The sequence below is a fragment of the Sandarakinorhabdus glacialis genome (assembly GCF_014643455.1).
GTDB classification, from domain to species: domain Bacteria; phylum Pseudomonadota; class Alphaproteobacteria; order Sphingomonadales; family Sphingomonadaceae; genus Sandarakinorhabdus; species Sandarakinorhabdus glacialis.
In genome coordinates this window covers 271,164-283,533 of the sequence record NZ_BMJM01000004.1, presented here as the reverse complement: position 1 = coordinate 283,533, position 12,370 = coordinate 271,164, and the positions used below count along the sequence as shown (strand labels likewise).

The window sequence follows — 12,370 nt, the reverse complement described above, 5'->3', positions numbered from 1 at the left end:
CGAACAATCCAGTCCCTTGATGTCGACACTGCCGCGCCCAAGTTTCGCCGCAAGCCTTCACCATATTGCAACCACCCGGTAATGGCTATCACCCGGCAGTTCCCCACCCCTATAGCCCGGTGAAACAATCAGGTCATGGCATATTCGCGATTGTCGGCGGCCCCCCTGTCGGCTGGACGGGCGTCGGCAGCACGGGTATCGACAGCCCTGGCGTCGGCGCTCTTCGTCTCCCTGTCCGCAGCGGCAGCGCTCGCCCAGCCGGCGGGGGCAGCGCACCACCCCGTCCTCGGCCCCGAAGCCGCCGCCTGCCGTCCCGGCGCGACAGGCACGGCGGCGCTGGTCACCGTCCACGGCTTCAAGGACCGCGATGGCCAACTGCGCATCCAGGACTACACCGGCAAGGACGGCGAATATCTCGAATCCGGCAAATATCTCCAGCGCCACGACGTCCCAATGACCGCTTCGGGCGGCATGACGGTCTGCCTGTCACTCCCCGGCCCCGGCAGCTATGTCATCGTCGCGCTCCACGACCGCGACACCAACGGGAAGCTGTCGATCTGGTCCGACGGCATCGGCTTCACCGGCAATCCCCGGTTGAAGCTCGCCAAGCCCGCCCCGTTCGACACCGTCATCCCCTTCGGCGCCGGCGTTACCCCCGTCCGTATCGTCCTGAACTATCGCCGCGGGCTATCGGTGAAGCCGCTGGACTGACCCCTGGCCCAGCCACCGACATTGTGACAATTTTGCTTCACTGTTCCTGAAACCATGTCGCAGCGCACAAGAGTGTTTGCGCAACCGTCCTATTTGGCAAAACATGCCCCTTCAATAGCCGGGGAGTGGGCAATGCGTTTCAAATCGACTTTGGCGGCCGGAGTCACCTTCGCCGCCTTGATGGCCACGGGCGCCGCGGCGCAATCGGTCTCGCCCGTCGTCGTCCCCGATGGCGAATCCGAAGCCATCATCGTCACCGGCTCGCGCATCCGCCAGGATCCCCTGTCGCAGAGCGCGCCGGTCATCGTCCTCGACCAGGCGTCGATCGCACGCACCGGCCTGTCCTCGGTCGCCGACATTCTCCAGCGCCTGCCCAGCGCCGCCGGCGGCCTCAACACCAAGGTCAATAACAGCGGCAACATCGGCAATCCGCCCGATGGCGGCGGCGTCGGCGCCGGCTCGTCGCAGATCGACCTGCGCTACCTCGGCGCCAAGCGCACCCTGGTCCTTGTCGATGGTATCCGCTTCGTCAACGGCTCGAGCGCCAGCGGCATTCCGTCGACGGTCGATCTCAATACCATCCCGGCCAACATGATCGAGCGCATCGAAGTGCTCCAGTCCGGCCAGTCGCCGCTTTATGGTTCCGATGCCCTGGCCGGCGTCGTCAACCTGATCACCAAATCATCACAGGAAGGCCTGCAGGCCGCCGCCCAGTTCGGCACCTTCCGCCAGGGCGACGGCCATACCCAGGATTACAGCGCCAGCTACGGCATCAAGGGGCCGACCACGAGCGTCGTCTTCGGCGCCAACTATGTGAAGCAGGACGCCGTCCGCACTGCGGATCGTGACACCTCGCGCTTTCCGAACCCGGGCCAGACAAGCTGCGCCGATCCGATCGGCGGCTGTTCCAGCGCGACTCCCAACGGCTTCTTCTCGGTGCTTGGCGGTCCTAATCTGACGCTGAAGGCACCGGTTGCAGGTCGCCCGCGCTACGATCCGCTCGACCCGACCGGCCCCAACAGCGACTTCAAACGGCTGACCGCCGCCGATCGCTTCAACTTCGCGCCGCTCAACTATTTCCTGACGCCGTCCGAACGCTATGGCGGCTGGATCAGCGCCAAGCAGGAGCTCGGCGAAAACGTCAACTTCCGCGTCAAGGCGCTGTATAACCGCCGCAATTCGCAGAATCAGGCGGCCTTCCTGCCATTGTTTGTCGGCCCCGATGCCGGCAACGGCAATCTGCTCGACATCATCTCGATCGACGCCACCAACCCGTTCAACCCGTTCGGCGTGACCCTGTCGGCCGGCAAGCCCGGCGAGGCCCCCGCCAACTACTCCACCGTCCGGCGCCGCCTCGTCGAAGCCGGCCAGCGCACCTACTCGCAGGAGGTCAACACGATGTCGCTGACCGGCGGCTTCGACGGCTCATTCGATGTCGGGACGCGCAAATGGTATTGGGATGCCACCGCCGTCGTCGCCTTCAACGACGCCCGCCAGCTGTTCACCGGCAACGTCAACGCTGCCAAGCTGGCCACCGCGCTCGGCCCCGTCGCCAACTGCACCGGCGGCTGCGTGCCCTTCAACATCTTCGGCGGCGTCGGCTCGGTAACGCCGGCCATGCTCGCCTATGTCACCTTTGACGAGCGCAGCCGCAGCAAGCAGGAACTGCAGGATTACACCGCCAACCTGTCCGGCGACCTGTTCGACCTTCCCGCCGGGCCGATTGGCTTCGCCGTCGGCTATGAGCACCGCTACCAGTTCGGCAGCTATGATCCCGATCCGATCATCGCCGCCGGCCTTGGCTCGGACATCCCGTCGCTGCCGGCGCGCGGTTCGTACAACTCCGATGAAGTCTATGGCGAAATCCGCGTGCCGCTGTTGAAGGACACGCCGTTCTTCCACGCGCTCGATGTCAGCGGCGCCATCCGCTACGCCGATTATTCGACCAGCAAGGCCAGCACGACCTACACCGGCAGCGTCCTGTGGAAGCCCGTCGAGCAACTGCTGCTGCGCGGTTCGTACGCCACCGGCTTCCGCGCCCCCAGCATCGGCGAATTGTTCGGTGCCGCCTCGCGCAGCGACGCCCCGATCGACGATCCGTGCACCAATGTCCCCGGTTCGCCGTGGCAGACCTCGGCCACAGTCCGCGCCAATTGCATCGCCAACGGCGTGCCGGCCAACGGCAGCTACCAGGAACCCAACGGCGGCCAGGTCTCGGTGACCACCGGCGGCAACAGTGCGCTCGACCCGGAAACCTCCAAGACGCTGTTGTTCGGTGCCGTGTTCAGCCCGACCTGGGCGCGTGACAGTGGTTTCGCTAGCAACCTGACCTTCGAAGCCAACTACTACGACATCAAGGTCGAAGGCGCGATCGCGCCCATCGACGCCGCCATCACGCTGGCCCGCTGCGCCAATTCCGGCGACGCGCTCAGCTGCGGCTCGATCGCCCGCACCCCCAACGGCCTTATCAGCCGGGTCAACGGCCTTCTCCAGAATATCGGCGAGATCCAGACCAGCGGCATCGATGCGACGATCAACTATCGCTCGCAGCAGACCTCGGCGGGCATCTTCGGCCTGTCGCTCAACGGCAACTTCCTGCTCGAATATACCGAGACCGTGCCCGCCCAGACGGGCTTCACCACCACTGACTATCGCGGCCTGACCCGCGGTTTCCCCGATCAGTCGTATGCCAAGTTCAAGGGCACCGGCGTCATCGACTGGACGATTGCCGATTTCGGTGCATCGGTAACCGGCCGCTACATCGACGCCGTCGAGGAAGCCGACGGGAAGAAGCTCGACAGCACTTTCTACACCGACATCCAGCTTAGCTACACGCCGTCGTTCCTCGAGAGCCGGCTGGCCTTCACCATCGGCGTCAACAACGTCTTCAACGTCGATCCACCAGCCTGCTTCAGCTGCACCGGCCCCAACTTCGACCCCACCACCTACGATGTCCCAGGCCAGTTCGGTTACCTGCGCATCAGCTACAAGATGTAGCATTTGCCGGGGCGAGGCATCCCCTCGCCCCGGATTCGACACCGCCCGCCGCCGCAGCGGTACCCGCCGCATTCCTTCCTCCAGGCGCCGCGCATAGCCTCCCGTCCCGTGCCGAGACTGAGGCACCGGCCAAGAGGAGGTTGTATTGCGTACTCAAACCCTGGCGTTTCTGACGTTATCGGGCCTGACCCTCGCTGCCTGCGCGCAAAAGCAGGAAGTCGCGATGGCACCGCCGCCGCCACCGGGCGCCGTTGCCGGCAGCGTCGCCGCCGACCGCGACGGTGACGGCATGATCGACGGTTATTATTCGGCCGACGGCATCTATCACCCCAACTACGTTCCGCCGCCCCCGGCACCACCGCCGCTGCCGACTCGCCGCGGAGAGCGAGGCTGAGCCTGTCGCTTGGCGGAATGCGGCGCGTCCGCATTCCGCTGATTTTCGTCCTTGCCATGCTGGCGATACCCTCGCCGGCCGTCGCCCAGCTTGCGTCCGCAGCGGTGACTGCCCCGCAAGCCGTCACCGCCGAAATCCGCGAACAGGCCCGCGGCAAGCTTAAGTCCTTCTACGCCGCGCGCGCCTTTGCCCCGCTCTGGACACAGGCCGGCCGCATCGGCCCGGAGGCCGACGCCCTCCTCGCCTGGCTCGCCACTTCCGACATCGACGGCCTCAAGCCAAAGTCCTTCAAGCTCGATAAGCTCCACGAAACACTCGCCGCCGCCCGGTCGGGGGACCCCCGCGACCTTGCCCGAGCCGAACTCAAGCTGTCGGACGCTTTCGCCCGCTACGCCCGCGACATGCGCCGCCCGCCCAAGCTCGACATGACCTTCCTCGACCCGCGCCTCAAACCCAAAAAGCCCGATATACAGGCCGTGCTCCGCGCCGCCGCGCTACCGCCGTCCCTCGCCCACTATATCACGTCGATGGCATGGATGAGCCCGCACTATGTCCAGCAGCGCGGCCTTGCCGCCCGCGCCCGCGCCTCCGGCGACCCGGAAATCATCGCGCGCAGCCGCATCAATCTCGATCGCGCCCGCGTCCTGCCCGGGCCCTTCACCCATCATATCGTCGTAGATGCCGCCTCGGGACACCTGTGGTTCTACCAGGCCGGCAAGCAGGCCGGCACCATGCGCGTCGTCGTCGGCCGCCCCGAAACGCCTACCCCGATGCTCGCCGGCATGCTCCAGTACGCCATCCTCAACCCTTATTGGAACATCCCGGTCGGCCTAGTGCAGACCCTCGTTGCCCCCCGCATCCTCGCCGGCAAGTCGATGCGATCGCTCGGCTACGAAGCCCTGTCCGACTGGAGCGCCGACCCCCGCCCCGTCGATCCCGCCACCATAAACTGGCCGTCGATCGCCGCCGGCGAACAGGAGCTTCGCGTCCGCCAGCGCCCGGGCCCGTCCAATTCGATGGGTCGCGTCAAGTTCATGTTCCCCAACGACGATGGCATCTACCTCCACGACAGCCCCGACCGCGCGCTGTTCGCCGCATCCGACCGCCATTTCAGCAACGGCTGCATCCGCCTCGAAGACGCTGCCACCCTGGGCAAATGGCTGCTCGGCCGCTCGATACGCACGGCGGCCCGCACCCCCGAGCAAGCCGTACCCCTCACCGCCCCCGTCCCGATTTACCTGACCTATTTCACCGCCCAGGACGGCCCCGCCGGCATCCAGTTCCGCGCCGACATCTACAACCGCGACGGAAAACCGACCCTTCCCTCTCCCTTTAAGGGAGAGGCGACTCGCCCCTGAGGCGAGCGGGTGAGGGTAGCCCGCCCTACCCACAAAAGGGGCCAACTACTTCCCCGCCGGAATAATCTCCTCCCCGATCAGCGCCACCGGGATAATCCCCGCATCCATCACCCGCTTCATCACATCACGCATCACGAACGGCCGCCCCGCCACTTCGTCGGCATGCGAGACGTCCGCCAGCAACCGATCGAGCTCCAGCTTGCCGGTTACATAACTCGGCCCATATCCCGGCTGGCGCGCATATAGCAGCTGCTCGAAGCCGACCAGCGGGCTCGCCGCATCCGACCAGCCGCGCGGCGTCCATTCGGCGTGGAACTTGCCGGCCTGCGCCAGATCCATCTCGTTCGACTGGACATACAGCGACGCCAGCCCGCGCGCCGCGCGGTTGGCGAGCATGATCCACACCAGCTCGCGGCCATGCGGGACATCGTCGTACAGCCCGGCCTGCATCGCCACCTCCTCGAACGCCGTGGCAAAGCCTTCGGACCGGTTCGAATAAATGGTGAACAATGGCGACACCCGGCGAATCGGGCTGGCGTGCGGTTCGGCGCGCATCCGCGCCAAGTCGATCCAATGGGTGAAATGCGACAGCAGCGGCAGCGGATCATAGGCATTTACATGGGTGAAAAAGTTGCGCTTCTCCGGCGCCTCATACTCGATGGCCTGGTCGGCGATCGCCTTGCGTGACCAGGGCGCGTCCGGGATCAGGCCCGTATCTGCCAAAAACTGGCTGAACCGCGCCTGTTTCGCCTTGACCAGCCGCGCATAGGCCGCCGGATCGGTCAACGGCACGATCGGCGGCAGGTCGCGGTTGCGCACCTCCTCGAGCCGCAGCGCCGCTATCGACCGGTCGAGCTCTCGCCGCAGCAACGCTACCTGCGCATCCCAGTCATAAGGCAGCAGTTCAACGTTCTTGACGTACCAATTATAGTGTTCCTTGCCGAGGCCGACCGCGCCGGTCTTCTTCGGCGCCTCGGCCGCAACCCACGCCGCGAAATCGTCGGTCGCCGCCCTGGCATCGGCGATCGCCTTGACCAGCTTCGGCCCGGCGCCCGTAATCGGTGCCGGCCGCGCCCCGTCGAGCGTCCGCATCACCAGCGTTCCCGCCCCCAGCTTCTCCAGCGTATCGCTCTGCTCGGCAAAGGCCCGCCCGCCATAGGTCCACAGGTCGCGCGCATTGCTTCCCGCCAGATTGACCTTCGCCGCCGCCAAATTCGCCGGGATCGCCGCGATCAGGGTCGTCAACCGCGCCTCGTCGGCGGCATTGAGCGGATATTTGAAGGCGTACAGGTCGATGTTCGGGTGCGCATACGGCCCCTCGTGCGCCGGCACATCGCTCCAGTCGGCAAAGACATTGGCATAAAAGGTCGGGTCGCGCGCCCAAGGCGTCAGCACCCGCAAATCGAAATCGAGGCCATTCAGTTCCGCCTCGACCAGCCTGTAGTCGTTATTCGCCGTCACCGCCCAACCCGTCCGGTCGATCGCCGCCAGCCGCGCGCGAAACGCCTTCAGGTCGCTGCCCAGCTTCGCCATCGCCGCCGGGCTGTAGTCCGGCTTGCCATCGGCGACCGGCGGCAACACCGTCCGCCGCCAGTCCGCGAACAATTTGACCAGCACTGGGTAATTCGCCGGCATCGCCGTCGCCGCCATCGGCGCGGCCTGCACCGGCAGCCCCGGCACCGCACTCGCCAGCAAAACCGCCACCAACCCCAGAACCCGCCGCGCCATCAATCGTCCCCTGCCTATCAAGGTTCAATCGTGCGCTGCCCGCTCGCAGTGGTCAATCGCCGCCTGCTCACCCGCGAAATCCCGAAACGGCGCGCCGACTATTCCGCCGCCTGCCGGAACAACCCGGTTTCCGCCGCCGCCCGTTCGAAATGCTGCAACACGGCTTCCAACTGCTCGGCCGAATGCGCCGCACACAGGCTGCAGCGCAGCAGGAACACGCCCGCCGGCGTTGCCGGGGGCCGCGACATGTTCACATAGACTCCCAGCTCGAGCAGCGCCTGCCACATCCGCACCGTCGTCTCCTGGTCGGGCATGAGCACGGAAACAATTGCACTTTCCGGTGTCGCCGTGGCGAGGCGAAAGCCCTGCGCAATCAACCCGCCATGCAATTTCCGACTCATGTCCCACAGCCGCGCGCGCTTGTCGTGCGCATGCATCAGCTTGCGAATGGAGGTCGCCGCACACGCCACCACCGCCGGCGGCAACGACGCCGTGAACACATAAGGCCGGCACACCAGCCGCAGGATCTCGAACTTGGGATGGTTGGAAACACAGAACCCGCCCACCGTCCCGACCGATTTCGAGAACGTCCCGATGACGAAATCGACGTCGTCGGCAACCCCGGCGGCCTCATAGACGCCGCGGCCATTCTCGCCGAAAAAGCCCATGCCATGCGCTTCGTCGACCAACACCATCGCGCCATGCGCCTTGGCGATCGCCACAAGCTCCTTCAAAGGCGCGATATCGCCGAGCATAGAATAGACGCCTTCGAGAATGACCAGCTTGCCGGCTTCCGGCGGCAACCGCCGCAGGCGCTTCTCAAGGTCCTCGGCACTGTTATGCTTGAACCGCACGATATCGGCATTGCCGAGATAGCAGCCGTCATAGATCGACGCATGGCTGTCGGCATCGAGGATGATATAATCGCCCTTGCCCGCCAGCGTGGAGACAATACCCAAATTGGCAAGGTAACCCGTTGAAAAGACAATGGCATGATCCATGCCGTAAAAGTCCTTCAAAGCCTCCTCGCACGCCTTGTGGCCCTGGTAGGTGCCGTTGAGCACGCGGCTCCCGGTCGTCCCGGCACCGAATTTCGCCAGCGCCTCCTGCCCCGCCGCGATGACGTCGGGATCGAATGTCATCCCCATGTAATTGTAGGTGCCAAGCAGGATCGTGTCGCGCCCGTCGATCACCGCCTCGGTCGGCGACTTGACCTGCTCCATGACGATCGCGAACGGATCGCGCACCCCGGCGGTCAGCACCCCGGCGCGCTCGGCCGCCAGCGCATCGAACTTCGACAGCAGGTCGCTCACTTGGTCACAAGCCGCATCACCGCATCGGCAACCTGGCCGATCGTCTCCAGATCAGGCAACATATTTAATGGCATGACGATATCCCACTCGTCCTCCATGCTCGCCACCAGATCCATCACGGTCAGCGAATCCATCTCGAGGTCACCGGCAAAACTGGTGTTCTCGGTCAAGACGATCGACTTGCTATTCAGCGGTTGGATCAGTTCGATGATACGGGCATAGATGCCGGCACGGTCGGTCATGTGGGGAATCCTTCGGTTCGGCGTGCTCTGCCAGCACAAAATGGCCAAAGCGCGGCGTCAAATCCATCCCCTAGCGCGATAATCCGCCACAGTCCCGGCAATCCCGTCCGCCAGCGTCACCTGCGGCGTCCAGATGCCGGCCAGCGCCGCATTGCCGCCGCGCGCCGTCCAGTCGGGATGCGCGATATACGCCGCCCGGTCGCGGGTCAGCTTGGCCGAGATCCCCAGCCGCGCCGCCAGCCCGACCGCCGCCACCGGCAACGGCACGATCACCGGCTGCCGCCCGATGCCAGCCCCGACCGCGCGGGCAAATTCGGCATGGGACAGCCCGCCGCTGCCATCGTCGATCTCGAGCGTCACCCGCGACGGCCCGCCGCCCGTAAGCGCCAGCAAGGCCCGCGCCAGATCGTCGACATGCATGACCGAAATGCGCCCCGGCGGCGCCACCGCCAGGCCTTTTGCTGCCAACCGGTAGATATCGACCATCTCGCGGTCGCCCGGCCCATAGACCGCCGGCGGCCGGACGATTACCCAGTCGCCATCGCTCGCCGCCACCAGCGTCTCGGCTGCGGCCTTCGACGCGCCGTACATCGACAGCCTAGGTTCACGCGCCGCCAGGCTGGAGACATGGACGAAACGTTTCCCCCCGGCAGCTGCGAGCACAGCGGCCGTCCCCGCGACGTTCCCGGCGTCAAATCCGGACCTGTCGGGCGCACTGACCACCCCGGCGATATGGATGACGGTATCCGCCCCCGCGCAAAGCCGCGCCAGGGCGGCCGTATCGGCCAGGTCGCCGATCACCCATTCGGCACCCGCCCGCTCCTCCTGCGGTCGCCGCATCAACGCCCGCACCGGAGCCTTGGCAAGCGCCAGCACACGCCCGCCGACAAAGCCGCTACCGCCGGTAATCGCCAAGATCATCGCAGATAAACTGACCGGCAGGGGCACGCGCCCCTGTGCCCGGTCATCTATGCCGCAACGTCGAACGGCTGGATTTCACCCGAAAGATATTGCGACCGCGCCTTCGACCGGCTCAGCTTGCCGCTCGATGTCTTGGGCAAAGTCCGCGGCGGCACCAGCTCGACGACGCACGCCATGCCGGTGATCGCCCGCACCTTCGACCGGATGGCCTCGCGCAGCACAGCCCGCTCGTCGACGTTTGTCGTCCGGCACTGCACCAGCACCGCCGGCGCTTCCTCACCCGATGGCGTGGTGATCGCGAACGCCGCGATGTCGCCGGCCTTGAACCCCGGCAATTGCTCGATCGCCCATTCGATATCCTGCGGCCAATGGTTCTTGCCGTTGATGATGATCATGTCCTTGGCGCGGCCAACGATGAAGATCGACCCTGCCGACAAATATCCCATGTCACCGGTATCGAGCCAGCCATCGGGCGACAGCGCCGCCCTTGTGGCTTCCTCGTCGCGGAAATAGCCCGCCATCACGCCCAGCCCCCGCACGAACACCCGGCCGATCTTGCGATCCGGCACGATAACGCCGTCCTCGCTGCGGATCTCGATGGTCAGCCCGGGCACCGCCTTGCCGCAGTTGACGATCGCCCGGAACCGCGTCGGCTGGCGCTTGTCGGTGCGCCCACCGCCGCTACCCGACAGCGTCCGCTCGTCGATCAGGTCCGACACGATGCCTTCGCCCAGCGGCATGATCGACACCGCCAGCGTCGCCTCCGCCAGCCCATAGCTCGGCAGAAAAGCGCTCGCCTTGAACCCGGCGGCATCGAACACATCGACGAACGCCTGCATCACCTCGGGCCGGATCATGTCGGCGCCGTTGCCGGCAACCCGCCAGCGCGACAGGTCGAAGCGCTCCTTGACGTCGATCGACGCCGAGATCCGCCGCGCGCAGATGTCATAGCCGAAGGTTGGCGAATAGCTCAGCGTCGCGTCCTTGTTACGGCTGATCAGCGTTAGCCAGCTCAACGGCCGCCGCGCGAAATCCTCGGTCGCCAGGTAATCGACTGAAATCTGGTTCGCCAGCGGCGCCAGCATGCACCCGACCAGCCCCATGTCGTGATACCAGGGCAGCCAGCTGACCACCCGGTCGCCGTCGCCGGCCTCCATGCAATACGCATGGCCGGCCAAATTGGCGAGCAGCGCCTCGTGCGTCACCGCGACACCATGCGGAAACCGCGTGCTGCCGCTCGAATATTGCAGATAGGCGATGTCGGTCTTCACCGCCTCGGGCAGGTCGGTAACCGGCGACGGCACCGCGAAATACGGCGTCCAGTCATGCGCCGGGCACAGGCCCGCTGCCGCCTGCTCGACCATCGGGAACAGCCCCTCCGGCGACAGCACCAGCTTGGGCTCGCAACTACGCAACTGCGTGGCGATCTGCTCGACATAGGCCTCGCGCCCGCCGAAACTCGTCGGCAACGGCAGCGGCACCGGATAGGCGCCGGCATAGATCGCGGCAAAGAACGCGGCAGCGAAATCGGCGCCGGTCTCGGCGATCAATGCCACCCGGTCACCAGGCCGCACGCCATCGGCCAGCAGCCGCAGCGCGCGCACCCGCGCATCGGCGGCGAGCTCGGCGTAAGGATAGGCGCGCACGAGGTCGGCGCGGGCATCATGAAAATTCATGCCCTTTTCGCCCAGCGCGGCATAGTCCAGCGCTTCGCCGACCGTGTCGAACGCCGCTCGCCGATAGGCCAGCGCGTCGAAGGTCGGAGTCGGTGCGAGTGCGATCAGGCTCTTGGACAAGCCTCTATCTCCCTTTTCTGCCAGAATAGCGCCGATTCCCGGCATCCATCAAGGCAGCATCAACATACAATCTTATTCCATCGCAGGTGCGGGAGTTCAAATTCCGGCCCGATCATGGCAAGAACAAGGCATGGGTCCCGACAGCGACGAAGATAGCGACAAAAACTTCGGTCCGCGCCGTTCGAAACGCGCGCCGAAACCGCGCGAATACAAGCCCCGCGAACCCCGCCCCCTCGACGCCGCCCAGCTCCAGGAACTCGCCGTCGGTTACGCCGCGCGCTACGCTACCACCGCCGCCAAGCTGCGCCGCTACCTCGCCCGCAAGCTCGGCGAACGCCTGTGGATCCCCGCCGAACCCGCCGACATCGACAGCCTCGTCGCCCGCATCACCGATCTCGGCTATGTCGACGACCGCGCCTATGCCGCATCGAAAGCCCGCGAGCTCGGCAATCGCGGCTTCGGCAAGCGCCGCGTCCAGGGCGCGCTCTCCGCCGCCGGCGTCAGCCGCGACGACGCCGCCGCCGCCCTCGCCCCGGAGGACGAGGACGTCCCCGACAACCCCTGCACCGCCGCCATCGCCTTCGCCCGCCGCCGCCGCTTCGGACCCTTCGCCCGTGACGGGTCCTCGACCGACTCCGCCCGCCAACGCCGCGAGCTCGCCGCCATGGCCCGCGCCGGGCATGATTTCGATACCGCCCGCCGGGTCATCACCGCCCCCAACGAAGCCGCCGCCCTCGCGCTGCTGGAAGACTGACCTTCTTAATCACTTCCCCCCTCCCTTCTTCAGCCGCAGGCGACGCCTTCGCGTCAACGGAGGGGTCGGGGGAGGGTGCTTTCTTGCTAAGCTCAATACTCCCATCTCAAAAACGAAAACGGCGAGCAGGTCACCCCACTCGCCGTCCTCATCAAT

10 protein-coding genes are annotated in these 12,370 nt (G+C 65.9%); 5 read left to right on the top strand and 5 right to left on the bottom strand.

The window, feature by feature from the left end; translation table 11 throughout:
* Positions 1 to 135 precede the first annotated feature (135 nt).
* From IEW98_RS07945 to IEW98_RS07930, 4 genes are all read left to right on the top strand, one after another.
* Positions 136 to 711, top strand: coding sequence for a DUF2141 domain-containing protein (locus tag IEW98_RS07945; protein ID WP_188762388.1), 576 nt, complete (start codon positions 136 to 138; stop codon positions 709 to 711).
* 132 nt (positions 712 to 843) lie between these two features.
* Positions 844 to 3,708, top strand: a complete 2,865-nt coding sequence (locus tag IEW98_RS07940; RefSeq protein WP_188762387.1) for a TonB-dependent receptor domain-containing protein — start codon at positions 844 to 846, stop codon at positions 3,706 to 3,708.
* Between the two features lie 145 nt (positions 3,709 to 3,853).
* Positions 3,854 to 4,102, top strand: coding sequence for a hypothetical protein (locus IEW98_RS07935; RefSeq protein ID WP_188762386.1), 249 nt, complete (start codon positions 3,854 to 3,856; stop codon positions 4,100 to 4,102).
* A 17-nt stretch (positions 4,103 to 4,119) separates the two neighbouring features.
* On the top strand, positions 4,120 to 5,460 hold the full coding sequence (locus tag IEW98_RS07930) for a L,D-transpeptidase scaffold domain-containing protein (protein WP_188762385.1): 1,341 nt from the start codon (positions 4,120 to 4,122) through the stop codon (positions 5,458 to 5,460).
* A 45-nt stretch (positions 5,461 to 5,505) separates the two neighbouring features.
* Here the strand turns inward: IEW98_RS07930 and IEW98_RS07925 are convergent, their stop codons facing one another.
* From IEW98_RS07925 to IEW98_RS07905, 5 genes are all read right to left on the bottom strand, one after another.
* On the bottom strand, positions 5,506 to 7,188 hold the full coding sequence (locus tag IEW98_RS07925) for a DUF885 family protein (RefSeq protein ID WP_188762384.1): 1,683 nt from the start codon (positions 7,186 to 7,188) through the stop codon (positions 5,506 to 5,508).
* 98 nt (positions 7,189 to 7,286) lie between these two features.
* Positions 7,287 to 8,501, bottom strand: coding sequence for a serine palmitoyltransferase (gene spt, locus IEW98_RS07920; protein ID WP_188762383.1), 1,215 nt, complete (start codon positions 8,499 to 8,501; stop codon positions 7,287 to 7,289).
* Positions 8,498 to 8,743, bottom strand: coding sequence for an acyl carrier protein (locus IEW98_RS07915; protein WP_188762382.1), 246 nt, complete (start codon positions 8,741 to 8,743; stop codon positions 8,498 to 8,500). The genes spt and IEW98_RS07915 overlap by 4 nt, the downstream gene beginning before the upstream one ends.
* 57 nt (positions 8,744 to 8,800) lie before the next feature.
* Complete coding sequence (locus tag IEW98_RS07910) at positions 8,801 to 9,664, bottom strand: NAD-dependent epimerase/dehydratase family protein (RefSeq protein WP_188762381.1); 864 nt, start codon at positions 9,662 to 9,664, stop codon at positions 8,801 to 8,803.
* 47 nt (positions 9,665 to 9,711) lie between these two features.
* A complete protein-coding gene (locus IEW98_RS07905; protein WP_243450628.1) occupies positions 9,712 to 11,460 on the bottom strand; it encodes a fatty acyl-AMP ligase in 1,749 nt (582 codons plus the stop codon).
* Between the two features lie 130 nt (positions 11,461 to 11,590).
* Between IEW98_RS07905 and IEW98_RS07900 the strand changes: the two genes are divergently transcribed.
* The gene (locus IEW98_RS07900; protein WP_188762379.1) at positions 11,591 to 12,214 is read left to right on the top strand and encodes a regulatory protein RecX; all 624 of its coding nucleotides are present in this window, start codon (positions 11,591 to 11,593) and stop codon (positions 12,212 to 12,214) included.
* Positions 12,215 to 12,370: the final 156 nt, after the last annotated feature.